Annotated in this window: 26 protein-coding genes; 16 read left to right on the top strand and 10 right to left on the bottom strand. The window is 58.4% G+C overall.

The window, feature by feature from the left end; genetic code table 11:
• Positions 1 to 46: 46 nt before the first annotated feature.
• Complete coding sequence (locus tag ABSB80_RS08600) at positions 47 to 856, bottom strand: ABC transporter ATP-binding protein (protein ID WP_428370106.1); 810 nt, start codon at positions 854 to 856, stop codon at positions 47 to 49.
• Between the two features lie 237 nt (positions 857 to 1,093).
• Here ABSB80_RS08600 and ABSB80_RS08605 point away from each other — a divergent pair, with 237 nt between their 5' ends.
• Positions 1,094 to 1,585 carry a hypothetical protein gene (locus tag ABSB80_RS08605; protein ID WP_428370108.1) on the top strand — a complete coding sequence of 164 codons (492 nt, stop codon included), beginning with the start codon at positions 1,094 to 1,096 and terminating at the stop codon, positions 1,583 to 1,585.
• A 73-nt stretch (positions 1,586 to 1,658) separates the two neighbouring features.
• Here the strand turns inward: ABSB80_RS08605 and ABSB80_RS08610 are convergent, their stop codons facing one another.
• The 3 genes from ABSB80_RS08610 to ABSB80_RS08620 all read right to left on the bottom strand — a co-directional run bounded on the left by ABSB80_RS08610 (position 1,659) and on the right by ABSB80_RS08620 (position 4,206).
• A complete protein-coding gene (locus tag ABSB80_RS08610) occupies positions 1,659 to 2,060 on the bottom strand; it encodes a hypothetical protein (RefSeq protein WP_428370110.1) in 402 nt (133 codons plus the stop codon).
• A gap of 90 nt (positions 2,061 to 2,150) precedes the next feature.
• Positions 2,151 to 3,887, bottom strand: coding sequence for an MBL fold metallo-hydrolase (locus ABSB80_RS08615; RefSeq protein ID WP_428370112.1), 1,737 nt, complete (start codon positions 3,885 to 3,887; stop codon positions 2,151 to 2,153).
• Positions 3,874 to 4,206 carry an STAS domain-containing protein gene (locus ABSB80_RS08620; protein ID WP_428370114.1) on the bottom strand — a complete coding sequence of 111 codons (333 nt, stop codon included), beginning with the start codon at positions 4,204 to 4,206 and terminating at the stop codon, positions 3,874 to 3,876. Before ABSB80_RS08620 ends, ABSB80_RS08615 begins: the two co-directional genes overlap by 14 nt.
• Before the next feature lie 182 nt (positions 4,207 to 4,388).
• On the opposite strand from ABSB80_RS08620, the gene ABSB80_RS08625 reads away from it, so the two are divergent.
• Together ABSB80_RS08625 and ABSB80_RS08630 are read left to right on the top strand one after the other, a co-directional pair.
• Complete coding sequence (locus ABSB80_RS08625) at positions 4,389 to 4,655, top strand: hypothetical protein (RefSeq protein WP_428370116.1); 267 nt, start codon at positions 4,389 to 4,391, stop codon at positions 4,653 to 4,655.
• Between the two features lie 4 nt (positions 4,656 to 4,659).
• Entirely contained in the window at positions 4,660 to 5,076 is a 417-nt protein-coding gene (locus tag ABSB80_RS08630; RefSeq protein WP_428370118.1) for an ATP-binding protein, read from the top strand.
• Between the two features lie 2 nt (positions 5,077 to 5,078).
• Here the strand turns inward: ABSB80_RS08630 and ABSB80_RS08635 are convergent, their stop codons facing one another.
• Together ABSB80_RS08635 and ABSB80_RS08640 are read right to left on the bottom strand one after the other, a co-directional pair.
• Entirely contained in the window at positions 5,079 to 6,389 is a 1,311-nt protein-coding gene (locus tag ABSB80_RS08635) for an STAS domain-containing protein (RefSeq protein WP_428370120.1), read from the bottom strand.
• 156 nt (positions 6,390 to 6,545) lie between these two features.
• The gene (locus ABSB80_RS08640; protein WP_428370122.1) at positions 6,546 to 7,061 is read right to left on the bottom strand and encodes a cache domain-containing protein; all 516 of its coding nucleotides are present in this window, start codon (positions 7,059 to 7,061) and stop codon (positions 6,546 to 6,548) included.
• A 207-nt stretch (positions 7,062 to 7,268) separates the two neighbouring features.
• On the opposite strand from ABSB80_RS08640, the gene ABSB80_RS08645 reads away from it, so the two are divergent.
• Positions 7,269 to 7,487, top strand: a complete 219-nt coding sequence (locus tag ABSB80_RS08645; RefSeq protein ID WP_428370124.1) for a hypothetical protein — start codon at positions 7,269 to 7,271, stop codon at positions 7,485 to 7,487.
• Positions 7,488 to 7,879: 392 nt separating this feature from the next.
• Here ABSB80_RS08645 and ABSB80_RS08650 read toward each other — a convergent pair whose 3' ends face one another.
• A complete protein-coding gene (locus tag ABSB80_RS08650) occupies positions 7,880 to 8,449 on the bottom strand; it encodes an HdeD family acid-resistance protein (RefSeq protein ID WP_428370126.1) in 570 nt (189 codons plus the stop codon).
• A gap of 267 nt (positions 8,450 to 8,716) precedes the next feature.
• Between ABSB80_RS08650 and ABSB80_RS08655 the strand changes: the two genes are divergently transcribed.
• From ABSB80_RS08655 to ABSB80_RS08665, 3 genes are read left to right on the top strand one after another with little or no spacing between them, the layout of a single operon-like run.
• Positions 8,717 to 11,026: an Orn/Lys/Arg family decarboxylase gene (locus ABSB80_RS08655; protein ID WP_428370128.1), complete on the top strand. Its 2,310-nt coding sequence runs from the start codon at positions 8,717 to 8,719 to the stop codon at positions 11,024 to 11,026.
• Positions 11,023 to 12,468 carry an amino acid permease gene (locus ABSB80_RS08660; RefSeq protein ID WP_428370130.1) on the top strand — a complete coding sequence of 482 codons (1,446 nt, stop codon included), beginning with the start codon at positions 11,023 to 11,025 and terminating at the stop codon, positions 12,466 to 12,468. The genes ABSB80_RS08655 and ABSB80_RS08660 overlap by 4 nt, the downstream gene beginning before the upstream one ends.
• Before the next feature lie 37 nt (positions 12,469 to 12,505).
• On the top strand, positions 12,506 to 12,952 hold the full coding sequence (locus tag ABSB80_RS08665) for a hypothetical protein (RefSeq protein ID WP_428370132.1): 447 nt from the start codon (positions 12,506 to 12,508) through the stop codon (positions 12,950 to 12,952).
• Between the two features lie 49 nt (positions 12,953 to 13,001).
• Here the strand turns inward: ABSB80_RS08665 and ABSB80_RS08670 are convergent, their stop codons facing one another.
• Positions 13,002 to 14,159 (bottom strand): hypothetical protein, encoded by a 1,158-nt coding sequence (locus ABSB80_RS08670; RefSeq protein WP_428370134.1) that lies wholly within the window; start codon positions 14,157 to 14,159, stop codon positions 13,002 to 13,004.
• Positions 14,160 to 14,470: 311 nt separating this feature from the next.
• Here ABSB80_RS08670 and ABSB80_RS08675 point away from each other — a divergent pair, with 311 nt between their 5' ends.
• Together ABSB80_RS08675 and ABSB80_RS08680 are read left to right on the top strand one after the other, a co-directional pair.
• Positions 14,471 to 15,043: a hypothetical protein gene (locus ABSB80_RS08675; RefSeq protein WP_428370136.1), complete on the top strand. Its 573-nt coding sequence runs from the start codon at positions 14,471 to 14,473 to the stop codon at positions 15,041 to 15,043.
• A 59-nt stretch (positions 15,044 to 15,102) separates the two neighbouring features.
• Positions 15,103 to 16,251, top strand: a complete 1,149-nt coding sequence (locus ABSB80_RS08680) for an NAD(P)/FAD-dependent oxidoreductase (RefSeq protein ID WP_428370138.1) — start codon at positions 15,103 to 15,105, stop codon at positions 16,249 to 16,251.
• Here the strand turns inward: ABSB80_RS08680 and ABSB80_RS08685 are convergent.
• A complete protein-coding gene (locus ABSB80_RS08685; protein ID WP_428370140.1) occupies positions 16,248 to 17,720 on the bottom strand; it encodes a response regulator in 1,473 nt (490 codons plus the stop codon). The genes ABSB80_RS08680 and ABSB80_RS08685 overlap by 4 nt on opposite strands.
• A gap of 382 nt (positions 17,721 to 18,102) precedes the next feature.
• Here ABSB80_RS08685 and ABSB80_RS08690 point away from each other — a divergent pair, with 382 nt between their 5' ends.
• From ABSB80_RS08690 to ABSB80_RS08700, 3 genes are all read left to right on the top strand, one after another.
• Positions 18,103 to 19,281 carry a sensor histidine kinase gene (locus ABSB80_RS08690; protein ID WP_428370142.1) on the top strand — a complete coding sequence of 393 codons (1,179 nt, stop codon included), beginning with the start codon at positions 18,103 to 18,105 and terminating at the stop codon, positions 19,279 to 19,281.
• Positions 19,282 to 19,378: 97 nt separating this feature from the next.
• Positions 19,379 to 19,939: a ferredoxin domain-containing protein gene (locus ABSB80_RS08695; RefSeq protein WP_428370144.1), complete on the top strand. Its 561-nt coding sequence runs from the start codon at positions 19,379 to 19,381 to the stop codon at positions 19,937 to 19,939.
• A 12-nt stretch (positions 19,940 to 19,951) separates the two neighbouring features.
• On the top strand, positions 19,952 to 20,806 hold the full coding sequence (locus tag ABSB80_RS08700) for a DODA-type extradiol aromatic ring-opening family dioxygenase (RefSeq protein WP_428370146.1): 855 nt from the start codon (positions 19,952 to 19,954) through the stop codon (positions 20,804 to 20,806).
• Between the two features lie 67 nt (positions 20,807 to 20,873).
• On the opposite strand, the gene ABSB80_RS08705 is transcribed toward ABSB80_RS08700, so the two are convergent.
• The gene (locus tag ABSB80_RS08705) at positions 20,874 to 21,116 is read right to left on the bottom strand and encodes a hypothetical protein (protein WP_428370148.1); all 243 of its coding nucleotides are present in this window, start codon (positions 21,114 to 21,116) and stop codon (positions 20,874 to 20,876) included.
• A gap of 188 nt (positions 21,117 to 21,304) precedes the next feature.
• Here ABSB80_RS08705 and ABSB80_RS08710 point away from each other — a divergent pair, with 188 nt between their 5' ends.
• The 4 genes from ABSB80_RS08710 to ABSB80_RS08725 all read left to right on the top strand — a co-directional run bounded on the left by ABSB80_RS08710 (position 21,305) and on the right by ABSB80_RS08725 (position 25,265).
• Entirely contained in the window at positions 21,305 to 21,832 is a 528-nt protein-coding gene (locus ABSB80_RS08710; RefSeq protein ID WP_428370150.1) for a hypothetical protein, read from the top strand.
• A gap of 20 nt (positions 21,833 to 21,852) precedes the next feature.
• Positions 21,853 to 22,068 carry a hypothetical protein gene (locus ABSB80_RS08715; RefSeq protein WP_428370152.1) on the top strand — a complete coding sequence of 72 codons (216 nt, stop codon included), beginning with the start codon at positions 21,853 to 21,855 and terminating at the stop codon, positions 22,066 to 22,068.
• Entirely contained in the window at positions 22,055 to 24,043 is a 1,989-nt protein-coding gene (locus tag ABSB80_RS08720) for a type B DNA-directed DNA polymerase (RefSeq protein ID WP_428370154.1), read from the top strand. Before ABSB80_RS08715 ends, ABSB80_RS08720 begins: the two co-directional genes overlap by 14 nt.
• A gap of 319 nt (positions 24,044 to 24,362) precedes the next feature.
• The gene (locus ABSB80_RS08725; RefSeq protein WP_428370156.1) at positions 24,363 to 25,265 is read left to right on the top strand and encodes a hypothetical protein; all 903 of its coding nucleotides are present in this window, start codon (positions 24,363 to 24,365) and stop codon (positions 25,263 to 25,265) included.
• Positions 25,266 to 25,428: the final 163 nt, after the last annotated feature.

A 25,428-nucleotide genomic window follows, 5' to 3' on the forward strand; every position in this document is an offset into this window, starting at 1 on the left:
CAAGGGATATGAGGGTTTGTATCGATCGGGTTTCTCACCTGAAAGATCAGTAGCCCAGCGTGTAATAATACCCCGAGTCCTCCCTGATCCGGACTGGTACCCGGAACAGCCCCCCGATCTTTTCTTCAGTCAGCATCGCAGGTTTCGGCCCGTCCCCGATGAACCTTCCCTCTTTCATCAGCACGACCCGCTTGACCTCGGGGATGATGTCATGCAGCTGATGAGTGACGAGGATGATGCCGGTCCCGCCCTGTGCAATCTTCCTGAGTGTCTGGCGGAACGTATGGAGGGCATGCAGGTCGAGGCTGGTTGTGGGCTCATCGAGGATGAGGGTTTTCGGGCCGTGAACAAGGGCCCTTCCGATCAGAAACCGCCGGCATTCTCCCGAGGACATCCTGGTCATCGGGCGGTCTATGAGGTGCCCGAGTTCAAGGAAATCGATGACTTCCCCGGCTTTCCGGTGCATCGCCGGAGTGAGTGTGCGGTTGAAGAGACCGACACTGGAGAAAAACCCGGAGAGGATGACGTCCTCGCCGGTTATTTCACGGGTGAAGGCGGACTGGAGATCGTTTGAGACGATGCCGATGGAGGACCTCAGCTCGAAGACATCCCAGACCTCCTGTCCCCGTACCCTGAAGATACTCCCGCTCCCGTCTGCAAGGGGGTACAACTCCCGGGTGATGGTCTTGATGAACGAGGATTTTCCGGCACCATTGGGCCCGAGGATCGCCAGATGTTCGCCTTCGCTCACGGTGATGGAAAGGTTATCGAGGACTTTTTTGGTGCCTTGGAATACCGTGATGTTCTCAAACTCCAGCAGGTGTGGAGTTTCTCCGGGCAGGGGCGATCTTTTCATGATGGTTTTCCCGATTAGTTTTCCCGACTGGAGATCCCGTTTGCTGATCCGGGGTCGTCATTTCCCATACATGAGGTGCGGCTGTCTCATTATAGGTTACGGTACCGGGTTTCCCGGAAGGGACATTGTCTGCCCGGCGGGGAGACCTGGACAAAAATATCCCCAGGATCCCTTGGTGCAGGCTGATACGGGAACACGATCTTCCGGGAGAGGACTATAGAAGGGTGAAAAAAGGCTTTGGAGAAATCCTCAGTATCCGTTGTAAACGCTCCTGGGGATGTCGACATTACAGGGTCATGGAGACAAGAGAAGAACGCATCAGCGTTCTTCGAATCGCAGGAGACTGCGCTTCCTGAAGGGAGAACCCGCAGGGTTCTTCGACTCTCCGCGGTCCAAGATTTTCCAATGAAAATCTTCTCCACAGCATTCGGCTGTCCCCGCCGCAAGTGCAACCCTCATATCGCGATGGCCCATTGGCGGTTGTCGAAAACATTTGAAAAATGGGGAATAAAAAGAGGGGGCCAAGGGGAGACTGCTCTTCCCGAACGGAAGAGCAGGCTGAAGAAGAACTGTCAGAGTTCTTCGATTTTCGAAGAGATTCATCAGAACTTCGAGGATAAGAAGAACCCGGAGGCATTCTTCGACTTGTCGAATCTCAAAAGAGATGAGACAGTAGAAGAACGCGGAGGCATTCTTCGAGCTGAGAGAGGGGGTCATCTAACCCCTTGAATTTATAAGCTAATCTGCTGAAAATAAGATTTCTACAGAGCTGAAAACCGTTTCTCCGCCATGCCTGCAGGTCTCATCCGCCCATCCTGTACGACCCCTGCGGGCATCTCCCGAAATATTCTTCGTATGCCTGAGAAGGATCAACCGATTGAGGGGGTATATATGGTTTTGGAACATAGCCAAGGATCTTCCTCAGGTCCTTTCGGACAAAGAAAGAACGGTTCCTGACGATCTGCCGCTGCCGGGCAACCGGAACCGGCAGTGCATGGATATGGGCGTGGCAGTCCGTGCATACCCCGAGGAATCTGGTCGAGGCGTCACGGCTCATCTCCCGGTAATTCCGCCGGCTGATCCGGTGAAGTTCAAGGAAGGGGGATGGAAAGTACTCGTGGCAGAGCTCGCAGGTGTTTTCAAGAGCGATCTTGAGCTTCTGTTCCTGCAGGGGGGTAACCCCCAGATTACCGGTTTCCTGCATGACGGACACACTCCCCATTATCCGGTTCATGGTCCGGCAGACCGATAAACCTTCTCTTCGGGGCAGCCGCCACGTGGATTTCCGGAGTGATCATGCCAGCCCGATCGTGATTACGAACTGACGGGTCTCTGTTTCGCCTTTATACTCAAGTGAACCTCCGGCCCGGTGACAGAGTCCCTGTAAAAACCTGAATGTTTTTTGTTGTTCTGCCAGGGGCAAGAGCGTGGTGTTGCCCGAAATCGTCAGGATACTGTTCTGACTGTCCCGCTGTATTTTCATCATGACCCGATCCGCACCTGTCCCGACCAGTTCTTCGAAGATATACCTGAGGACATCGGTGAAATGATCGCGGTCTATGGAGGCCATGAGGGGGCCCTGCATTGGTTCCATCGAGAACGCGACGTCCTCAAGCAGCGGGCGTGTCCCGATCCGTGCCAGGAGGATCTGCGCAAAAGCTGCATCGTCATCCGCTGAGTCAAAAACTTCCTCATCTGAACAGGAGGAGACGGAGAGCCCGGTTACAAGCGCCTCGACAAGCGCGATGATATCGCATTCTGACAACTCGCCTGGCGGGCTGAACCCCCGCATCATGGTTGTATAGCCTGAGAGCAGCCGGCCGGCTCTCTGGACCAGGGTCGGGTCGATAATACGCGAAAGCTCGTCCTTTCTGAACGACCGTTCAAGTTTCATGATAACTTGGGCAGCCTTGAGGGCCAGGTGTATCGGAACCCGGTTCCGCCGGTAGTGCTCCTCGGCAAAATCTGAAAAAGCTTTCAGGAGCTCATCAATGGTATCTCTGTTAATCAGGGACTCCATCCGTCCGGCCACATCAGATTCGCCCAGCTCCTCCATCACGTACGAGACATAAGAGAGGCGCCCGGCCATGACAGTAAAGAGCTCGTTCACCTGCTCCATGCAGTCTTCGGCAAAGGCAGCGGCCTGCACCGCCCGGTCGCAGTTGAGTTCGGCAATATTTGCAAGGGCAAGCGCATCGGTCCTGACAGCTGAGAGCACACGGACTGCATCATCCACCGGAATTACCCTGCCATGGCCGGGACATAGATACGAGACCCCGCCCCCGGACAGAAATGCCAGTATCCCGTCAAGAGAGCGGATGAGGGCTGCCTGGTCCCATCCGCGCATACCGGCTACTCCCGGATTTGCTGCAAAGAGAATATCCCCGATAAAAAGCAGTCCGCCCACCCGCAGGCAGATACTGTCCGGGCTGTGACCGGGGGTATGGAGGATCTCAAGGGCGGGGCCGGGCCCGAATACGATACGCTCCCGGGGGAGCACAACCCCGCCCGTCCCGATCCGGTCATCGGTCACGGCGACCCTGGCGCCGTTGGCAAGACGGAGGTCAACCGGAACTCCCGGCCGGCCGGAACGGTCCGCAGTCAGGAGGGGGAACCCGATCTTCATGGGTACGACCTTCTGGCCGAGCAGGTCTGCCTGGGTAAACCCGCAGTCCCCGCGACCAAGTATTCCGGCGCCGGTCTCATGGGCGGCAAAGATCACGGTCTCCGGGTGAGCAAATGCGGGAACATCCTGGCTGCCGGCAAAGTGATCAATATGCGCATGCGTGAGGAAGACAATGACCGGGCGATCCTGTTCCTGCCGGATTTCTCCGATGACCGAGGCCAGCTGTTCTGCCTGGTCAGGAAGCCCCCCCGGATCGATCAGGATGATTGCATCGGGCGTGGCGATCAGGTACGAATTGGAAGAGATGGTATCGATCTTCCTGACGATTGGGTAGATTGATGCACCATCTGTCCCGGGCACCTGCTGCCACGAAAGAGAGATGAGCTGGTCGTTACCAGCCGGCACGTGCTTCTCCCTCTGAAGGGTAGATGGAAAAGATTGAGGTGAATCCCGCGAGTCTGAGGATCTTCAGGACTTCTGCGGAAAGGCAGCAGAGGCCGAATCTGTCACCCGGGGCCTTGAGCTTCTTTGCGGTCGCAAGGAGGACCCGCAGGCCGCCGCTGCTGATGTAGGAGACCGCGGAAAAGTCCAGGAGGACTTTCCTGTGTCCGCCCTCTATCTCCCGGTTGATGGCCTGTTCAAGCACCGGTGCGGTCACGGTATCGATTCTCCCGGAGATGGACAGGACGGTGGTGCCATCGCGGATTGCTGGTATAATTTCCACGGTAATTCCCCTTCTCGGTGATAGTGATAACCGGATATTCTCTTGAATTTCGGCGTTTGAAAAAGATAATCCTATCCATGGTTGTACAGCGCAGGTATGTCCGCAGGATGTTGCCGGGCAGTGCCGAAGGGCGGTTACGTGAACATTAAAATGACCCGGATCCAATGCGTATAGGAGACGCTATGGATGCCACGATCCTCTCTTCGTTGATTGTCCCTCTTCAGATCATCTGCGTGATTGTCCTGGCGGCATACCTCCTGACATTCAGGAGGCTCTTCTCCGAAGTTCCTGACAGCCATCCCGCGATAAAAACGCATATCATCCTCCGGTCACGCACACGGGTCGTGAAGGAGATCATGTCAAAGATCCTAAAATCCATCCATGCGTTCTGCGGAGACCCTCCCCAGTCCGACGATATCACCCCTATGGCCATACGGGTGGTGGTGTGAGACCATGGAACGATCCCCCAGGCACCTCGTCGTGACAGAGATCTCCGGGATTGCAGTTGTCTCATCTGCCCTGCAGGAACTGATGCACGACCATTCTTTTGCCAACGAAGATATCCTCGATACTCAGCTGGCCGTCGAGGAAGCGATAACCAATGTGATCGTCCATGGATACCGGGAGCAGGGCGGCGAGATCGGGGTAACCTGCCGGGCGACCCGCGGGATTGTCGAGGTCCAGATCGAGGATGCGGCACCCCCCTTCGACCCGCTCTCGCTCCCCGAGCCGGATCTCACCGCTGACATCGAAGAGCGGCAGGTAGGCGGGCTGGGCATCTTCCTGATCCGGCAGGTCATGGACGAGATCGTGTACCGGCACGAGAACGGGAAAAATATCCTCGTGCTGGTCAAACGGAAAACCCCCTGAAATCATCGCTCCTGAAGGATATCCTGGATATAGGAGACTCCGATCTTGGCCTTCCGCAGTCGGGTTCTGTCGAGCAGGTGACGCATGTCGGCAAACTCGCCATCGGTCACGATCTTTTTCACCTGGGTGTTGAGGTCGAGCGTCGGCTCATAGGGGACGTTTCTGAACACCACCCCGTGGTTGTGGAGGTACATCTGTTTTGCCGCACCGGTATTCAGCGGGTTGGCATAGTAGAGCGAGGAGAGGCTTTCCGGCCTGAAGAACGAGAGGTCGCTGGTCAGGTCGATCCCGATCCCAAAACTGACGAGCGTATCACCGGCATAGGTATGCCCGGCATCTGATGCTATCCACTCGTGGACCCGGGACGGTGCCATGATGGATTCGCCACTTTCGGGGCCTGCGCCGATGACCGGTGCCCGCTTCAGGCCTGAACTCGCGAGCGAGGTGAGGACCCCCCAGATGGTGAGTGCGATGACGCCGTGGTAGCTGCCCACGCGCCCGTGCGCAGAGGAAAAGACCGCACGGTAGATGTCCGTGATACTGATGCCGCGGGGGTCGGTCGTGTCGAGCGTGAAATATTCGTTGAAGGGACCGTCGAGGGTGATATTGTAACCGGTATAGACCGGAACATCGGCATTGGCTGCGTCGAGGGGGGTCAGGAAGTCCGGCGTATTATTGCCATCCGTGGGAAGCCAGACCATCGATCCGTACAGGGTGATCATCTCACCCATGAGCGGCATCGCTTCCTTCACATCCGCACCAAGTGCTCCCAGGCCCAGCGAATACGTGACTTCGGAAAATTTTTTTTTCCTGATATCGGCCTCCGATATTTTTGCGTACAGCACTTCGTTGAGATCCCCCACCACCCGGAGCACCGGAGGGGCGGTCATCCACCCGGGTTCGATGGTGAACCTGGCACCGTTCTCAACGATGTTCTTGTAAAAGATCTCGTTGAAGAGGGACGGGTTCCTGCGCTTTCTGACGATATCGGCCACCGCCTCGGCTGCAGTCGGGAACAGATCAAAGACAGCGGTGAACCCTGCCATGTCCAGTACCTTTTTCGGGTACTCCCCGACAGCAGAGAGGGCTACCCGCCCGTTCCTCCGTTTCATCTCGCGTTTCAGGCCGTTGAACACCCGGATCCCGCCGCTGCTGAGGTACGTTGACCCGGAAAGGTCGACTACGAGTTCCCGGTCATCGTCATTGAGCGCCTCACGCGCCCAGGAATCCAGCTGTTGTGCACCGAAGGCATCAAGTCTTCCGCTCACAAAAAAGATCAGGACTCCCTCTTTTCGCTCGCTCCTGGCTTCCATACAGATATTTTCTCCGGATGAAATATACCCTGAGCGCGTTTTTTAAGTTTGGGGTCATCCGGGGGATTTTCCCCGCGGTCCTGATCCCCCGGCCACCCGGACCATCATTCCGGTAACTTCGGTCCCGGCGGTCACCGTGAGTGAAACCGTTCCCCGTCAGGGTCCCGCGTAGATACCGGATCCGAGCCACCAGTAATCATCGACTTTTTCCACATACCCGAGTTTCTTCTCGATCGCGTTGTTGTGCAGGGGGTTGATGTAATAATATTCGGAAAAGCCGCTGCCGTTATAGGCTGCTTCACGGAGGTTTTTTATGAACAGGTTGCCGTACACATCTGTCTCGTTGAGCCGGTTCACGCCGATCTTTTCCGGGTTCACCGGGTGCGCGATGGTCGTCCCGTTGTAGTCATACGCGTAAATATACAGCTCTCCTCTGAAAAAAGAGCCGTTCCGTTTGTCGAATTCGGCGAGTGCTTTCTCTTTTCCGTTGGCCTTTGCATAGGCAACTGCTTCCTTCACAAATGCAACCAGATCCTCTTTTGTCGGTGAGGGGGGTGCTGTCGGTGAGACCGGTATTATGGTGACGTTCCGGGGTGTCTGGGTGCATCCCCCGGAGATCGTAAGGACAGCGATGATAAGGATGAGGGAGATAACGCGTATAGTAAAAGTCATACCAAAGTGTATGGCGATTTATCTAATAAATCCGTCATAAAAAATCCGGGAGAACAGAGATCCACAGCGTTACGAAGACATGGCATGTGCAGGATTGGCACCCTGTCCACGCACGATGGCAGAGGATCCGAAAAACCGGGAACCGCAATAGTATCCTGCAGGGTACCTGAAATTTAATAGTCCGGCAGCATATGTACCGGTATGGACATGTCAGCAGTAAAAAAATGGGTGACCTTTTTTGCCGGTATCCTCTGTGCCATCATCATCGCCGATGCGCTTTCGAGCGCTATCGTAGCGGCAGCGGGCATCGCCGGTGCCTCGGGATTTATCATCAACTTCGTGCTGTATGCCGCCATCTTCTTTGGTGTCCTCTATGCCATCGAAAAGATATTCGGCATTGCATTTTTCGGGTTCGGGCGTGGATGAGACCCGCCGAACCGGTGTAATTTCAATTTTTCATGGCTTTTTTAAAATTTTTGATCATTTGCTTATACTCTGCTGCGGTTAGGAGTGTGACCTCCACTCTCAAATCGAAGAACTCGTTGGTTCTATCGAAGGCCTTCGGTCTTCTCCTGTCTCAAGTCTGATGACTCTCGACATTCTCCAGCCCGCTCTTCCCTTTTGGAACAGCGGGCTCCCCCAAGAGCGACTGCATGTTTCTCTGAGGATTTCAACAGAGCCTTTTTCATAGCATTACGCCATGAACCCGGGGCCGATCCGGTAGGTCCAGTGCCCTGCATTTACCGACCGTGTGGGTAGTGCCGGTTCTCCGCCCCCACCACGAATTCTCCCGGAAAAAAGGAAGATTGGAGAGCGCTCTACTTCGCCGGTATTTCCTGCGTCTTCTTTGCCGTGAACGAGACGATGATAGACGCAAGGCCGGCTATGATGGCAAATCCGCCGGCGACAAAGGGCAGGAGGGCTGCCACGATGAACGGGTCGATGAGGAGGAGTATCCCGAAGATCAGGCTGATTGCCCCCAGCACCCCGTTGCCTCCATCCTTTGTCGTGAACCCCTGGTACAGATGGGCAACTCCGATGAAGCAGGCCCAGAACCCGATGAAGATGACAAAGAACGAGAGCACGAAGATCGTGCTGTAGAGGGGATACAGGAGGATGAGGATCCCGGCAAGGACGTTGATGATCCCAAGGAACAGTTTCCATCCCGCATTCGTCCTGTCGACTGCCAGGCTCCCGAGTGCGAACAGCCCGCTCACGAGCCAGTACGCTCCGAGGAGCGTTATAAAGAGGACGGTGGTCAGCCCGGGGGTGGTAAGGAACATGCACCCGATCAGCAGGGCAAGGATACCCCAGACGAGCAGGAGCCACCAGGGAAAAAGATTCGGATTGGACAGGAGCTTTTCAGCATTGGGAATTTCTTCGGTCATACAAATATCTCCGGTGTAGAATAAACAAAGGAAGTATTTGTACTATTCCTTTTTCCTGCATCCCGTGACAACCGGGTTTCCATGCCGGTATCCGGGCGATCGCTCGTTGCGGGATTTTTGATTCCGAAACTGACCGAATAATGAGAATCGGCGGGTAATTCATGGGCGGTACACCATTATATAAAGGTTAATAACTTTACCACTGGTTATGCGCATGTTGTACCACAAGGAGATACAGCTTGGGCCTGTACCAGTCGGGAGGACCTGATGAACCCGGATGAAAACCTGCAGGTCGCCATCATCGATGACACCATCCATACGGATACCCCGCACGGGAGGGCTATCAAACGGATCGTGCAGGGGATCGAGGCCTATGGCATCAGGGTCGCAGATGTGGCTTCACCGGCCGATGCCCGGGCCGCCTACTCCAACCTCCCTGCAGTCAACTGTATCCTCATCAACTGGAACCTCGGCGGGGGCACCCCCAAGAAGCAGAAAGAGACCCAGGACCTGATCCACGAGATACGCGACCGCAACGAGGATATCCCGATCTTCCTGATGGCCGAGACCACCAGCGAGACCCCGGTATCCCTTACGGTCGACATGATCCGCGAGATCAATGAATACATCTACGTCATGGAGGATACCCCTGAATTCATCGCGGGGCGTATCACCGCCGCTGCAAAACGCTACCAGGAGCGCCTCCTCCCCCCGTTCTTCGGCGAACTGGTCAGGTTCTCGAAGGATTTCGAATACTCGTGGCACACGCCCGGCCATGCCGGGGGGACGGCTTTCAGGAAGTCGGCCCCGGGACGGCTCTTCCATGCATTCTTCGGGGAACAGCTCTTCCGCTCCGACCTCTCCATATCGGTCGGGGAGCTCGGGTCGCTCCTCGACCACTCGGGACCGGTCGGCGAGGCAGAGAAGTATGCGGCGAAGGTGTTCGGTTCCGACATGACCTATTTTGTCACCAACGGGACGTCGACCGCAAACAAGATCGTCTTCTTCGGCAGGGTGACAAAAGACGACATCGTCATGGTGGACCGCAACTGCCACAAGTCAGCGGAGCATGCCCTGACCATGACCCATTCCGTAGCGGTCTACCTGATCCCGACCCGGAACCGCTACGGGATCATCGGCCCTATCCCGAAATCGGAGATGACCCCGGAAGCGATCAGGGAAAAGATCGCGGCCTGCCCGCTTGCGAAGACCGCCCCGGACAAAAAACCGGTCCATGCCATCATCACCAACTCGACGTATGACGGGCTGTGCTACCATGCAAAAGAGGTGGAGGCACTCCTCGGCAGGAGCGTGGACAGCATCCACTTCGACGAGGCCTGGTATGCCTATGCCCGGTTCAACCCACTCTATACAAACCGGTTCGCCATGCGCGACGGTGCCAGGGACGCCCGCGGCCCGACCGTTTTTGCAACCCAGTCCACCCACAAGCTGCTCGCGGCCCTCTCCCAGGCATCCATGATCCATGTCAGGAACGGGAGAGTGCCGGTAGAACACAGCCGGTTCAATGAAGGGTTCATGATGCACAGCTCCACCTCCCCGCTCTATACCATCATTGCCTCTCTCGACGTCTCCTCGAAGATGATGGACGGGGCGTCGGGCAGGCTGCTGACCGCCGAGACCATCGAGGAGGCCATCCGCTTCCGCCGCACCATGGCGCGTATCGGGAAAGAACTCGGGACCGGAAAGACCGGGACCGACTGGTGGTTCACCATGTGGCAGCCGGAGACCATCAGGGACCCGAAGACGAAGAAGAAGATCCCCTTTGCCGCTTTACCGCTTGAGACACTCAGGGACAACCCCTCCTGCTGGGTGCTCCACCCGGACGAGAAATGGCACGGGTTCGAAGGCCTTGAGGACAACTACTGCATGCTGGACCCGATCAAGGTCACCGTGCTCATGCCCGGTGTCAATGACGACGGGACGCTGGCAGGGTGGGGGATCCCGGCTGCCATCGTGGTCAGGTTCCTCGACACGCGGGGGATCATCAGCGAGAAGTCCGGTGATTACAGCATCCTCTTCCTCTTCTCGATGGGCATCACCAAGGGAAAGTGGGGCACCCTCCTCACCGAACTCTTCGAGTTCAAGCGGCTGTACGATGAGAACGTGCCGCTCGAAGAGGTGTTCCCGGATCTCACCCGGGGTTGCCCGGAAAGGTATGCCGGCATGACCATCAAGGGGCTTGTCGACGAGATGCACGCCTTCAAGAAAGGGCACCGCATGTGCGAACTGCTCCAGCAGGCGTTCTCGCTCCTGCCCGAGCCTGCGGTCACCTATGCTGAAGCATTTACGCGGCTCGTGAGGAACGAGGTCGAACACGTCCCGGTAGCAAAAGCGGGCAACCGCATCGTGGCAACGGGAATCGTGCCATATCCTCCCGGCATACCTCTCATTGCCCCGGGCGAGCGGACTGGAAGGCAGAGCGGGCCGGTGCTCCAGTACCTGAAATCCCTCCAGGACTTTGATAACCGCTTCCCGGGGTTCGGGCACGATACGCACGGCATCGAGAACATCAACGGTGAATACATGATGTATTGCATCAGGAGGAAGAAGAGATGAGCGAGACCGGTCCGGGCGGGGCAGCCGCCCTGCCATCGAAAAAGGTGCTCGGCCTCTTTGCGCTGGCCATGATCAACGTAGCGGCGGTGCTGAGTATCAGGAATTTCCCGTCCATGGCAATCTACGGGTGGTCGTGCATCGGCTGGTATATCATCGGCGCTGTCCTCTTCCTCATCCCCATATCCCTTGCCGGGGCGGAACTGGCGACCGGGTGGCCGGAAGGCGGCGGTGTCTATGCCTGGGTAAAGCAGGCTTTCGGGGAGAAAGGCGGTTTTACCGCACTCTTCTGCGAGTGGTCGAACAACCTGGTCTGGTTCCCCACGGTCCTCTCCTTCATCGCGTCCACCCTCGCATTTGCCCTGACACCGGTGCTTGCCGCCAGCTCGTTGTACATGTTCAGCGTCATGATGATCGCGTTCTGGGGCACGACGGCAATCGCCTGCCTCGGGGAAGGCGTGTCCACGAAATTTTCCAATATCGGCGTCATCCTGGGAAGCATCATCCCCGCGCTCCTGATCATCCTGCTCGGGATCTGGTGGTTCGGTTCCGGCGCAGCCCTCGTCCTCCCGCCCTTTTCGCCGGGCGCCCTGATACCGGTCATCACTGTTTCCACCCTACCGTTCTTTGCCACCATCATCCTCCTCTTTGCCGGCATGGAGATGGCAGGGTTCCACGCGCTGGAGACCCGGGATCCCCAGAAGGACTTCCCCCGTGCCATGGCCCTGTCCGCTGCTATCATTGTCGTCTGCACGGTCCTTGCCACGCTCGCGATCGCGGTCGTCATCCCCGCCGACCAGCTCAACCTTGCGTCGGGAGTCATGCAGGCGATCCAGTACTTCTTCACGGCCGCCCACATGCCCGGGCTCGTAGCGCCGATGGCAGTACTGATCACTCTTGGCGGGGTCGTCTCCCTTGCCGCCTGGCTCATCGGTCCTGCCAAAGGGCTTGGGGTTGTCGCAGAAGAGGGCAACATGCCGCCGATGTTCGATCGCACCAACCGGTACGGCGCCCCGGTGGCAGTGCTGGTCATTCAGGCACTCATCGGTTCGGCCATCTCCCTCCTCTACGTCTTCCTCCCGTCAGTCAACCAGGCGTACTGGATACTCTCGGCAATGACCGTCGAGCTCCTGTGTATCGTCTACATCCTCGTATTTGCCGCCGTGATCAAGCTGCGCTACAGCCAGCCGGACAGACCACGGCCGTTCAGGATCCCCGGCGGAAAGGCGGGAGTCTGGGTCGTCGGGGGGCTCGGGCTTTTTGGCACGGTATTCGCCTTCATTGTCGGGCTGATGCCCCCGTCCTACTTCGCGACCAGCGGTCTCGCCTATGTCGCAGCCGTACTCTTCGGGACGTTCCTGCTTGCAGTACCGCCCCTCGTGTTCCTGAAATTCAGAAAACCCGGCTGGCAGAAAGCCGGAGGGTACCCAGAGGTAAAAAAATGAGCGTCCTGTATCCCACTACCGCAGAGGGGGGTAGTCCATGACAGCCTATACCCGGCTTGAGATCGGGCTTGCGATATTCCTCGTCGCGATGTTCCTGATCCCCTGTGCACTGATCATCTTCGTCTCGGCAGAGTCCCCGTATTACCTGATCTCCGGTGAACCGGTCAGGGAGGCGGCCCTGGCAAAGGGGATCACGGTCCTGAGTGCAAAGGACGTGACCTGGAACCTGCCCGGTGCGATCGGGGGGAAGACCTACGTGCTCTCCGACAGTTCCGGTACCACCGTCACGGTATCGACCCAGTCGTTCGACAGCGCTGAGTTCCGGGATACTGCCGTACAGCTCTACCATTCCTTCCCGGTAGGCCGCGGAAAACCGGTGGGGAGCCTCGTTGTCGTAGGCCAGCACCTCGTCTATGTGACCCCGGCCGACAGCGCGATCCTGGAACAGATCGCACCGTTGCTGAGACAGAATACCTCCCCGTGATCGGGGAACCTCCCCTTTTTCCGGTCCCGTGCATCCGCCGGGGCCGCTTTCACGGGCCGGCTTCCTGAATATAGCCCCGGATCGCAGTCAGCGTCGTGCTGTCCAGCATCACGGAGAAGTCAAGGTCCACGATATACACCGGGAAGGTCCAGAATAATGAGATCCGTCTGACCTGGTAAATCTTGGACTCCAGGAGCAGGGTTGTGGTCTCATACGGGTTTTCTGCCGGAACGGGAAGGATCTCCTGTTTTTTCTTCTCCCGTTCGATGAGTCCCCGGAGAGCCGTTTCCTTGTACTCAAAAAGCCGTTCTGCCATCAGGCGGCTGCTTATGCCATGGAAGTACCGGATAATGAAATACTGGCTGACTGCCAGTATGGCGATGAGCAGGACAAGGTGCCCGAGTGCTTCAAGTCCAGACTCCGAAAGAAATGTAGCAACGGTGATGCCAGGCAGGAGGATGATCGTTGTCAGGAAGAGGATCACTATTAAGAAAAACCCGATCATGAAGAGGGCTGATATCACCCACGGGGGGATATAATCCTTTGAGAGCCGCGTTTTCATTTTTTCCACGTTTTTTGCAAACCGGGAGGAGAACGGCTCCATCTTCCAGACCAGGAGATAGAAGACGGCAATGATCGCGCACTGGGCTGCGACGATGAGCGTTATCCCGGCCGGGATTTTGAGGAAAAGGTAGGCAGACAGGGTAAATACGATATCCACCGAGAAGATCAGGCCGATTCCAAGGGAGAGGGCCCGGCTGTTGATAAAAAACACGTTGATGAAGAGGCGGGTGAACTGCGATGTCCCGCCCTTGAGGCCGATCTCCCGCAGCCATGAAAGGAACCTCCGGAGTTCTGCTTTCGGGAGACCGGCCGCACCCGGGCTGGTCGGTATCAGGAGCGTGATAAAATAGAACATGTTGAGGTAGAAGCTGGCAGCAATAAACAGGGCAAGGTAATCATGCCGCTCGACCAGAAACGCCAGGTTTACCAGGAGACAGATGAACAGGATCACCGCTTCGGGAAGACCGTGTACCGTACTGGACCTGAACGCGGCCCGGCTTTTTTGCACCTCGGCGAGTTCGTTGCCGATGACCTGCCTGAATAAGGCGTCATCGCGGACCTCCCGGGGGGCGGTGGTGTTGGGAGAGCGCTGGAACACGGTGATCACCGGGATTTCATGACGAATATCCTGCCAGGTCTCCATGCTCAGAGGGTACCCCTGTCATGCAATCCATTCCCTACTACAACATCACCACCGGTTCGTTTATACGTTGTTGAGATGGTCATCATTATCATGGGAAATGCCAAGCTGCCGGCGGCACGCATCACCCGGCTCCCGCGTGAGATCCGTGACAGGCACGGTGATCAGGGTATTTTTATGTCCTGACCAGTAGATACTACCCTTCACCGCAGAGACATTCCCAAAGACATGGTAACGGACAGGATGGGATTTTGTAGTTGTATCACTAAGTGAGTGTAGGACGTGAGCGGGTCACGGTCACGTGAGGGGAAATTATGCTGGATGCAAAGACATCATGCCTTTTAAGAGGATTTGCAGGGGTTATTTTCGGGATTCTGGCCCTTCTTATTCCTGAAATTGTTCTTGGAACATTTTCCGGGCTTTTCTGGGTCCTGATCGGGATAGGCATAGCCCTGTTCCTGTTCCTTGCCATTTCAGCAAAACACGACGAATCGATCTTCTGGTTCGGCATGGCTGCAGCGCTGCTCATCATCGGGGTGATATCGGTCATTTTTGCCCAGTTCGTGGCAATTCTCCTCATCCTGATCATCGCGGCGATCGCCATCTATAATGGTTTTACCGATATCATGCTCGCACTGGCTCGCCCGAAGAGCAAATATGTCCTCATCCCCGTTATGGTCATCTCCGGTTTTGTTCTCCTTGCGGTGTTGTTCTCGTACTTCCCGTCAATCATGAGCGATCCCGCCCTCTCGGTCGTCGGGACCTTCGCGCTGGTCTTCGGCCTCTTCTCCATCATGCTCGGGTTCTATAACCCGGACGATTCGGACGGGGACTTTGCAGCAGGCAGGGCTGCATGCGAGATCCCTGATGACCGGGAAAACAGATAATCCTTTGATTTTTTTCCGGGGGAAAATGGGAAAACTGCATCCGGAATGTATCCCGAGATATGTCCTATGATGTAATCGTTGTTGGCGCCGGCCCGGCCGGCAGTGCCGCGGCGTCCGAATGCGCCCGTCTGGGGCTGAAGACCCTCTGTCTCGAAGAGCACGGGACGATTGGGTATCCCGTGCAGTGCGCCGGTCTCCTCTCGAATGCCGCCTTTGCCGAGTGCCGCGTATCGGAACGGTCCGTGCTCAACCGGGTGAGCGGGGCCAGGGTCCGGTCCGGGCGGGGCCACGAGATCCTCATCGATACCGGAACCACCCGGGCCGTGGTCGTCGACCGGGGTGCCCTCGACCGGGAGATGGCGGAAGCCGCGGCCGGAGCCGGTGCAGAGTTCCGGCTCAGGACCGCCGTGTATGGCGTACGGGGGCACACCGTCCTGACGAGGGGCGTGAACGGCCATGAAGAACAGAGCTCTGACCTGCTCATCGCTGCCGACGGCCCCCGCAGCACCATCGCCCGGCTCCTCGGGATGGAGCGGGCACCCGTCTTTCTTGCCGGCATCCAGGCCGATATAGCCCACGAGTGCGATCCCCGGTTGGTCGAACTGTATCCGGATGCATCACCGGATTTTTTCGGCTGGTCCGTTCCCACCTCAGGGAACCGGATCAGGGTGGGGCTGTGCGGGAAGACGCAGGTGCCGCAGCGGTTTGAGGCCCTGATGAAGACTTTCGGTCCTGCAGGCTCAACCAACCTTGTCACCGGCACCCTCCCCCTTGGAATCATGCCCAGGACGTACGGACACCGAACGCTCTTTGTGGGGGATGCGGCAGGGTTTGCAAAACCTACCTCCGGGGGCGGGATCTATACCGGTGTACGCTCGGCCCGGCACGCCGCGGCGGTCGCCGCGGAATCCTGCGAACGCGGGAGGTTCGATGACGCAGCGCTCGCCGGCTACGAACAGAAGTGGCAGGCTGACTTCGGGAAGGAACTGAGACTCGGGTTCCGGCTCTTCGGGATGCGCCAGCGGATGTCGGACGGGGATATTGACGCCTTCATAACGGCGCTCAATGACCCCCCCGTCATCCGGATTATAGAAGAGTACTTCGACATGGACAGGCCAGGCACGGTCATCGGAAAACTCCTGCTGAACCCCGCCATGATCCGGCTCCTCAGACCCCTGTTCCTGTCCGGGCTGAAGTCCCTGTTTTAATTGCCGCGGACTTTTTCCTGGTAGAACCCGCGCACCGCAAGGTGGCAGCGGTCGCTTTTTTCCGGGTTGAACCGGTATGCACCCTTGGGGACATGGAGCTCGAACCGGGCACCCTGGTGGTACTCCCCGGTCTCCCGGATGCTGATACCGGTGATGATCAGGATCTCCTGCACAAGGAAAAGCCCGAGCCCGGTATTCTTCCCGAACCCTTTGGAAAATATATTCTCCTTGTCAAATGGCGGTATGCCGACACCGTTGTCTTCTATCCGGATAGTTACCCCGTCACCCTCTTCCTGCGCCGAGATCCGGATGATCGAGATATCCCCGCCGTGCTGGATTGAATTCTCCGCAAGGTTATAAAATGCCCGCTCGAGCAGGGGATCGGCAAATATGTCAAGACCGTCGGCATCGGACTGGACACAGATCCTCTTGATGTCGAGATGGGTGCATGCCCGGAAGAAGACTTCATGGACGTTCTGCCAGCCCGGGGCGGTGACGCCCAGGTTTTGGTACAGCCTCGTGAACTCGATGTTCTGCCCGATCGTGTTCACGGTGTCGATGATCTTCCTCAGGTACATGGAATATTCAGGTTCGGCGGGACGGTCCCTGACCAGTTCGAGATACCCCCCCACGACCGTAAGCTTGTTCCGGATGTCGTGGCGGGTGATCTCCGCCAGCAGGTTCAGTTTTTTGTTGGCTATCTTCAGCGCATCCTGCGCCCGCTGGATCTCCGAGATATCGTGGAAAATACCCATCAGGCACCGCCTCCCGCCAAGGTCCATGGCGGTCGAACTGACGATCACGGGTATGGTGTTTCCCTCCCGGTCAACGACCATCTCTGCCTGCACACCGGTGCCCCGCCGGGCATGGTCGGCAAAATACTCCTTATAGAGATCGATCTCATCCTTCGGGTGCAGCTCGCTCTGGTGCATGGCACGGATCTCTTCCAGGGATCTGCCGAGCATGGCCTGGGCTTTCGTGTTGGCATCGATGAGCATTCCCGTCTCTGCATCAGCGATGAAAATGGCATCGTTGGCATGGTCCATGAGACCCCGGTTCTTCTCGTTCTCGATCCGGAGTGCATCGACCGCCCGCCTGCGTTCGATGGCGATCAGGATCTTATACCGGAGTTCAGCGAACTGGGAGCGGGGGTCGCCTCCCTTCTGGACATAGAAGTCGGCGCCGTTGTTGATCGCCTCGATGACGACCTCTTCCCGTCCCCTCCCGGTAAAGAGAAGGAAGGGAAGGCTGCCGTAGTGTGACCTCACCTGTTTGAGCAGCCCGATGCCGTCCATGCCCGACATCTGGTAATCGGAAATGACGGCATCGAACCGGCATTCTGCCAGTTTCTGCAGCCCGTTCCGCGCAGAATCTTCCGTGGCAACAGAAAATTCCCCCCCCTTTTCGAGGAACAGTTTTCCCAGTTCGAGCAGGTCGGCCTCGTCATCCACATAGAGGAGGGAGAACATTAGCTTTAAATATTATCTGGTAATGGAAATATTTTTCCCTCCTCCGGGCATTGTATAAAAATAATTATATTTTTATTCCGGCTGTATTCCGGATGCCGGACCGATCCGCCTGATTCCCTGAAATTTTTCCGGTGTCAGGAACCGGGGCTGAACAAGGTTCCCGGGAATTGGGATCAACGGCATGCGACCCTCCGGAATCTCATCCGGGTCAAAAAAACACCGGTATCCGCGTCCTCCGGCGGGAATACCAGTACCCGGTGGATGAGAGCGGTGTCAGAAAGAGATCTGGCTGTCATTCCGTCACCACAGCGATCAGAAAGCAATGTACTTATGATTTTATGCATCATATACCCCATCATCCGGAGGGGATCCTATCATCCCGGTGGACCTTGGGAAAACACCACAGGAAAAGGACCGGCTCATCCAGCTGTCCATGCTCTGTCTCTGCATCGGGATCGTATCCGCCGACATCCTCATCCCCCTCGGTTTCGTCATCTGGATCCTGTACCTGATCCCTCTCCTCATGTCGGTCTGGCTCCGGCACCGGTACGCACCGTTCTTTACGGCATGGCTCCTTACCCTGACTATCCTCCTGGGCAGCCTCATATCGGGGTCTGCCCGCGCGAATCCTTCGGATCTTCCCGACCGGGCCGTCTTCATCCTGATGCTGGCCATCGTCTCCCTTCTGGTCTGGGAGATCAAGACCAGTTACACGAGCCTCGAAGCAGAGGTAGCCGAGCGGCGCACGGCACAGGAGAACCTCGAAGTGCTGACACGGACGCTCGAAGAACGCGTCACGCTGAGGACACGCGAGCTGTCCGAGGTCAACGAGGAGCTGAACCGGGACATTGCCGAGCGGAGGCGGGTCGAGGCCGCACTCGCCATGGCAAACCGGAAACTCACCCTGCTCTCGCAGATCACCCGGCATGACATCTCCAACCGCGTCTTCGCCCTGCTGGTGGAACTCGACGCCATAAAAGATATCGCCGGAGATGGGCCGGTAACAGAACATCTGGAGATCCTGGAGAAGACCTCCCTCGCCATCCAGGACCAGATTGCCTTCACCCGGGATTACCAGGAGATCGGTTCGCAGATCCCGGTATGGCACCAGGTTGCAATGGTTATCCGGGAGGCTGCCCGGCACCTGGACCATGGTACGGCAGAGATCTCCGTGGATCTCGACCGGCTGGAGATCTTTGCCGACCCCATGATCGGGAAAGTATTCTACAACCTGATCCACAATGCCCTCAGGCACGGGGGAACGGTGACCCGCATCGCCTTCTCGTACCACTTGTCGGACTCCGCTCTCGTGATCATCTGCGAAGACGACGGTGTGGGGATCCCGGCCGATGAGAAGCAGCATATCTTTACCAAAGGGTTTGGCAGGGACTCCGGACTCGGCCTCTTCCTGATCCGCGAGATCCTCTCCATCACCGGCATCTCGATCAAGGAGACCGGCACGGAAGGGACGGGGGCGCGGTTCGAGATAACGGTGCCCCCGGGAGATTACCGGATCGGCCACACAGGTTCCGGCAGGCCGCCCGGAAACAACAGGACGTGAAAGAAGCGTTTTTCGTTTCTCATTCCATCGCTTTTCCCGGACAAAACTATCACCTTCAGGCCACACTTTTTTGTCTCCCGGGTGCCTATTACCCTGCATGACTGCTGAATCTGAAGCGGTGAGAACGGTTGCCTCCCTCATGGCGCTCGCAGCGCGGACGGCCCCGAAAGCGGTCGGGCTGGACTCGGTAAAGATCGAGATACTGACCGGAAAGGAGCAGGAGAAACTTGCCGGAAAGATGATCGCCATGGCAGAGGAACCGGGCAAGGGCTTCTTCCGCGTCAATGGCGAACAGGTCAGGGCAAGCGACGCCACCCTGCTGATCGGGGTCGAGGGGCAGAAGACGCTCGGCATCAACTGCGGCGGCTGCGGGTACGATACCTGTTCGGCGATGGCAAAGGCACTGGTGAAGGCGAAGGGAAGAAAGGCGCTCTACCCTGGCCCGAACTGCGTCTTCAAGATCTCCGACATCGGGATCGCGGTCGGTTCGGCCGTAAAGACCGCTGCGATCCACAATGTCGACAACCGGGTCATGTTCAGTGCCGGTGTCGCGGCGCTCCGGACCGGGCACCTCAGGGGGTGCAGCGTGGCCTACGGCATCCCGCTCAAGGCATCCGGCAAGAACATCTTCTTCGACGTCCCGATCCACGAGCACTGATCGGGACCGGTCGTGCCGGCAAGCCCCGACGGGATTGCCGGGACCGGCATCTTTTTCCCTGCCGGGCCGGATCCTCTTCTTACCATGCAGTTACCGGTACTCTTCGTCTCCCACGGTGCTCCCACGCTCACCATCGAAGATATCCCTGCACGGCAGTTCCTCGTGGAGCTCGGCGGGCAGTACCGGGCCGTACAAGCGGTACTGTGCATCTCGGCGCACTGGAACACGGTCCGTCCTGCGGTCAGCTCCACCCCGCAGAACAGCACAATCCACGATTTTTACGGGTTCCCACCTGAGCTGTACCGGATCGAGTACCCGGCCCCGGGCAGCCCCGCCCTTGCCGGGCGGGTGGCCGCTCTCCTCAGAAGAGCCGGCCTTCCCTGCGACACCGATCCCGCCCGGGGCCTCGACCACGGGGCATGGGTGCCCGTACGGCTCATGTACCCCGGAGCAGACGTCCCCGTTGTCCAGCTCTCGATCCAGCGCAGCCTTGACCCGGCCGCCCACCTCGCACTCGGCGAAGCGGTCGGGGCTGTGAGGGACGAGGGGGTGCTTATCCTCTGCAGCGGCGGCGCAGTCCACCCGCTGGGCGACCCGACCGCATCGCTCGGTCCCGGCGCTGCCACCGAACCGTGGGCCATGGAGTTCAACGACTGGCTGGCAGATGCCGTCCGCCGGGGGGACCGTGAGAGCCTTCTCCGCTACCGCACGCTCGCCCCCCACGCTGGGCGTGCCCACCCCTACCCGGACCACTACATGCCCATCCTCGCTGCTCTCGGTGCTGCCGGGGCGGGTGCACGGGGTACGGTCATCCACCACAGCTGGGACCTGGGCGACCTCGGCATGGATGCCTACGCATTCAGGTAGGGACGGGTACCCTGCAATCAGGCCGGTGAAAAAAGAATAAAAAACGGGAACTGCCCGGCCGGACTTTTCATGCCATTTTTGCGTCGAGCGATCGGCGGATCTCAGCCTTGACCTCTGCCGGGAGGTCGAGGCCGTCGAGTGCCCGGGCGAGGACGAGGCAGGCCATCCGCTGCCCGGCCGGCGTAGCAAGATAGGCATCGATGGCCCTCTGGCCCTCCGGTGAAGAGAGAAAATTCCGCATCGCTTCCTGCCCCTTGGGCGATGCGACGTACCCTGCGATCATCCCGTGCATGCAGTCTAGGTGTACCATGCGTCCGGCTCCGTACTTCTCAGGCTTGTGGAACGGACTGGCTGATAATACTGCCGGGGGGGCGCCGGGGTCTCACGCCGTGACGCACCGTGCCAGGCCCGGTTTCCGGCGGTGGGCTGGCGGCAGGAGGCACTTTCACCCCCCGAACACCAGCATTATCCGTGCAGTTCCTGTAGTGATCCGGTGCCATGCGGATCGAGCTGCGCAGGGGGATCACCCTCCACCCGGGCACATTCACGGCAGTAATAGCACCGCAGGCGCTCATCCTCTCCGCGCTCAACGGGAATCCTGATCTCCAGCGGTTCCTCTTCCTCTTCGTCTGCGGCAACTACTCGCGGCTCCTCTCCGGCATCGGCCGGACGTCCGCGAACTTCGAGGTCCGCAGGCCGTTCACCGCGGATCAGCTCCTGACCGTCCTGAACGAGGCCGGCCATACGGTCGTCTTCGTCGAGCACGACCCGACCCTGTTCGACGGGGGGGAGCGCCTGCTTGCCCCGGCCGCCGCAGCGCTCAGGGACACGGGGCGCGAGGCGCTGGTCATCCTGTACGCCCCTGCCATGGACCGCTCGTTTGCGGCGCTGGCCCGGCAGGCGGACCGGCTGATCGAACTCCTGCCGCCCGGTGAGACTGGGCAGCCCATCCGCCCCCGCGATGTGCGGTCCCGCCGGAAGGGCGGCCTGCAGTCGCGGGCTCAGCAGACCCTGGAGGTGTTCTGACGGGCAGGAGTTTCGAGAGCGTGCGGCAGGGCGCAAAGACCGTTGCGGGCCGCTGGGCCCGCTCGGCCCGGGCGCTCCGGAAGGAGGAGCGGGCCTGCGGGGAGGAACTGGCAAAACTGGCAAAGGCGCATTCCAGCGAGGCATTCGTGGCCTGCGACAGCCCGCTCGAAGCCGCGCTCTTCTCGGCACTCGTCGGGCTGCTCAGGTATCAGGAGGAGGACGATGTGGATCTTTGACTCCGCGTACCGGGACGGCGGCGTGGATCTCTGGTCAAAGGACGGCACCGTGACAAAGGTGCACCATCAGTACGACCCTCCCTTCCTCGTCCACTTCCGCGACCCGCACGCGCACGCGGAGATGATCGATGCGCTCGGGGAGCGCTACCGTGCGGAGGTGTGCATCATCCGCACCATCTTCGGCGACCTCCCGGGCCACTCGGTGTACGCGGGCCGCGATGTGGCCGAGGCGATCGAGCAGCAGGCGGGGTTCGACGCAGACCTCTTCAACGTCGACGTGCGCCTGGACCAGCGGTTCATGGCCGGGCACGGGCTCTTCCCGTGCGGGAACGGCGACGGCTCACGCTTCTCCCCGGAGTTCCGGCACGAGCTGGATATCGCCAGCATCCGGGTCCGCGGTAACCCGGCACACGCCGCCTTCTCGGATATCGAGCTGGTCCACGAACGGGCCGAGCGGCTTGCCGGGCAGGAACGGGAGGTGCTCGCCGATCTCTTCTCCCTTGTTGCTGCCGCTGACCCTGACGTCCTCCTCATGCCGGATGCGGACAGCTGGATGCCGAAACTGCAGGAGCGGGCACGGAAACTCGGCCTCGGGATGCCGTTCTCGCGGAATGGGAGATACCGGAAGATGGAGTCCCGCTCCTACTGGAGTTACGGACGGATGGAGCACAAGGTGCCGGCCCTCATCCCGGACGGGCGCATCCTGATCGATACGGAGCAGTCGTTCGTGTACCAGGAAGGTGGGCTCGGGGGCGTCTTCATGGCCGCACGGCTCTCCGGGCTCTCCCCGAACCTCGCCTCCCGCTTCACCCCGGGCACCCTCATCAGCAGCTACGAGGTCTGCGAGGCGGTAAAGCAGGGGATCGCGGTCCCGTTCCGGAAGAGCGATCCCGAGACGGCCCGGCACGTAGCCTCGCTCCAGGCCGCGGACCGGGGCGGGATGATGCTCCAGCCGGAACCGGGTATCTACGAGGATGTCGAGGAGATCGATTTCACCTCGATGTACCCCACGATCATCGTGAGGGCGAACCTGTCGCCGGAGACGATCGAACACCCGGAGCGGGCGGGGTTTCTTCCCGCTGCACTGGCGCCGCTCCTCCAGCTCCGTCTCGATACCAAGCGGCTGAAGAAGACCGACCCCCGCTTTGCGGGCATCGACTCGATCCTCAAGTGGATGCTCGTCACCTGTTTCGGGTATACCGGCTACCGGAACGCGAAGTTCGGGAGGATTGAGGTCCACGAGGCGATCACCGCGAAGTCCCGCGACATCCTGCTTCAGACAAAAGAGATCGCCGAGGAGATGGGTTTTGCCGTGCTCCACGGGATCGTGGACTGCCTCTGGGTGCAGGGGTCGCCGGTCGCGGCCCTGCAGGAGCGGGTGGACCGGGAGACCCGCCTGTCCACCGATGCCGAGCACTTCGACTGGATCGTCTTCCTCCCGCAGAACGACGGCTCCGGCGCCTACAACCGCTATTACGGGAGGCATGCGGACGGCAGCGTGAAGGCAGGGGGGATTGCCGCCCGGCGGCACGACACCCCGGAGTACATCCGCACCATGCAGCGCGGGATGCTCGCGGAGATGGGAACGGCGTCCACCCTCGCGGGGCTCGGGGAACGGGAGGAGAGGGTGCGGGAGATCTACAGGGACGCGGTTAAGCGGCTGCCGGACGCGGACCCGGGGGAGATGCTCATCAGCCGGCGGATCAGCCGCCTCACCTACGCCCACCGCTGCGTGGAGGGGGCGGCGGTGGACGCGTACCGCAGGAGCGGGGGGGGCATCGAGCCGGGCATGAAGATCCGGTACGTGGTGCGGGACGCCCGCAGGTATATCGTCGATACGGAGTGGGATGCTGGGAAGTTTGACGTGCCGTACTACCGCGAGCTGGTGGAGAAGGCATGGAGGGAGGTGGAGTACGCGTTCCCGGCCGGGCGGAAGGGGAAGCGTGTTCCGGAGATCGGGGATTTTGAGGAATGATCCGGGATTCCGGCCCGGTGATCGCAGGCCCGGGGAAATGGCTTTGTTCCAATAGCCTACTCTACTATGTACTAACAGGAGATGCGACTCCATTACAGTTAATTCCAGATTTTTGATAGTACTCCAAAGGAAAAATACAGGGAAAAAACGCCACTCCGGAGTAATTTTTTCTTCTCATTGAAAATAGGATAATTTTTTCATAATCATGCTGATAGATAGAAACAGGAATATTCTCATGAATGAAAACCGGCGTACCAGCTTACAGATAAGCGCAGTAATATTGTCATACGTTATCATTGCCTGCGTTATTGCCTGTGTAATGCAAAAGATCGATACCGGAGGCTGGGCCGGAGTCGATGCTGAACGGTTCCATGAGATGGCCCGGATAATAATCAACGGCTTCACTCCCTATGTAAGTTTCATCGATCCAAAACCACCACTCCTCTTCTTTGTTGTTACCGCAATGGATCTGGTGCAGCCGGCGGGTTTGCTTGACATCCCGGTGATAACCTCGATTAATATCATCTGTGCTCTTCTCCTTTTTTATATCGGGAACAGAGACTATGGCTATATCTCGGGTTTTTTTGCCGGTCTTCTCTACCTAATTGTAGCCGCGTTCGCCCAGGGATATCTCCTCTTCAGTGAATCGTTCGCTGTCCTGTTTCTCCTGCTGGCTTTCATCTCTGCACGAAAAACACAGTACGTTTATGCAGGGATCTGTGTCGGCCTTGCTTTTGGATTCAAACAATATGCCATTCTCGGACTTATTCCTCTGCTCTACCTGATGTGGGCGCAGGGGGAAAGGCGATTTCATTACCTGGTACTACCGGCAATCATCGTTGGTTTATCGTCGTTTGGCGTGGTGCTGTTGATGTATGGAAGTAATACGATGATGAGTGCACTGTACTGGACATTCGGTGTGGCACCGGCCTATGTCAGTGGCCAGGCCATTGCGGAAATACCCAGTTATCAGACGAATAACCTGTTTTCCTATGCAATATACCTGATTTCCAGTATCTTTATTGTGCTTCCTGTAGTCCTGTTCTCAGGAGCGAGTATTATCAGGAGAGGACTTAGGTCGCCATCGGAATGGGCGATCCTTCTCTTTGTAATCCTGTTATCGGGAACGCTTCTTGTCCGTCAATACCTGCATTACTGGATCCTGATTCTCCCTTTCCTCGTATTACTTGCATGCAGGGAATTTGCAGACACAAAAGAATGAATTTTAGGTCTGTTCCATTTGAATTCAGGAAATTCCGGAACATGTGTATACTGCTCATTCCTCAGGTCCGCGTGCAACGGTGGGCCGTCGGCACATGCTCTCGCGAGGGGAAATTGCCCGGGCCGGGCGGACGGGGTGGATCCGGGGGGTGACGGAGATCGGG

Origin of the sequence: Methanoregula sp. (assembly GCF_050010295.1) — an archaeon.
Classification (GTDB): Archaea; Halobacteriota; Methanomicrobia; order Methanomicrobiales; family Methanospirillaceae; genus Methanoregula.

Bases quoted from the DNA above. Each gene is read 5' to 3' on its own strand.
- ABSB80_RS08655 (WP_428370128.1), top strand. From the start codon at position 8,717: ATGAACCCGGATGAAAACCTGCAGGTCGCCATCATCGATGACACCATC.
- ABSB80_RS08640 (WP_428370122.1), bottom strand. From the start codon at position 7,061: ATGACTTTTACTATACGCGTTATCTCCCTCATCCTTATCATCGCTGTC.
- ABSB80_RS08600 (WP_428370106.1), bottom strand. From the start codon at position 856: ATGAAAAGATCGCCCCTGCCCGGAGAAACTCCACACCTGCTGGAGTTT.
- ABSB80_RS08725 (WP_428370156.1), top strand. From the start codon at position 24,363: ATGCAAAAGATCGATACCGGAGGCTGGGCCGGAGTCGATGCTGAACGG.
- ABSB80_RS08610 (WP_428370110.1), bottom strand. From the start codon at position 2,060: ATGCAGGAAACCGGTAATCTGGGGGTTACCCCCCTGCAGGAACAGAAG.
- ABSB80_RS08650 (WP_428370126.1), bottom strand. From the start codon at position 8,449: ATGACCGAAGAAATTCCCAATGCTGAAAAGCTCCTGTCCAATCCGAAT.
- ABSB80_RS08635 (WP_428370120.1), bottom strand. From the start codon at position 6,389: ATGGAAGCCAGGAGCGAGCGAAAAGAGGGAGTCCTGATCTTTTTTGTG.
- ABSB80_RS08670 (WP_428370134.1), bottom strand. From the start codon at position 14,159: ATGGAGACCTGGCAGGATATTCGTCATGAAATCCCGGTGATCACCGTG.
- ABSB80_RS08660 (WP_428370130.1), top strand. From the start codon at position 11,023: ATGAGCGAGACCGGTCCGGGCGGGGCAGCCGCCCTGCCATCGAAAAAG.
- ABSB80_RS08685 (WP_428370140.1), bottom strand. From the start codon at position 17,720: ATGTTCTCCCTCCTCTATGTGGATGACGAGGCCGACCTGCTCGAACTG.
- ABSB80_RS08710 (WP_428370150.1), top strand. From the start codon at position 21,305: ATGCGGATCGAGCTGCGCAGGGGGATCACCCTCCACCCGGGCACATTC.
- ABSB80_RS08675 (WP_428370136.1), top strand. From the start codon at position 14,471: ATGCTGGATGCAAAGACATCATGCCTTTTAAGAGGATTTGCAGGGGTT.
- ABSB80_RS08645 (WP_428370124.1), top strand. From the start codon at position 7,269: ATGTCAGCAGTAAAAAAATGGGTGACCTTTTTTGCCGGTATCCTCTGT.
- ABSB80_RS08630 (WP_428370118.1), top strand. From the start codon at position 4,660: ATGGAACGATCCCCCAGGCACCTCGTCGTGACAGAGATCTCCGGGATT.
- ABSB80_RS08665 (WP_428370132.1), top strand. From the start codon at position 12,506: ATGACAGCCTATACCCGGCTTGAGATCGGGCTTGCGATATTCCTCGTC.
- ABSB80_RS08705 (WP_428370148.1), bottom strand. From the start codon at position 21,116: ATGGTACACCTAGACTGCATGCACGGGATGATCGCAGGGTACGTCGCA.
- ABSB80_RS08720 (WP_428370154.1), top strand. From the start codon at position 22,055: ATGTGGATCTTTGACTCCGCGTACCGGGACGGCGGCGTGGATCTCTGG.
- ABSB80_RS08680 (WP_428370138.1), top strand. From the start codon at position 15,103: ATGTCCTATGATGTAATCGTTGTTGGCGCCGGCCCGGCCGGCAGTGCC.
- ABSB80_RS08625 (WP_428370116.1), top strand. From the start codon at position 4,389: ATGGATGCCACGATCCTCTCTTCGTTGATTGTCCCTCTTCAGATCATC.
- ABSB80_RS08695 (WP_428370144.1), top strand. From the start codon at position 19,379: ATGACTGCTGAATCTGAAGCGGTGAGAACGGTTGCCTCCCTCATGGCG.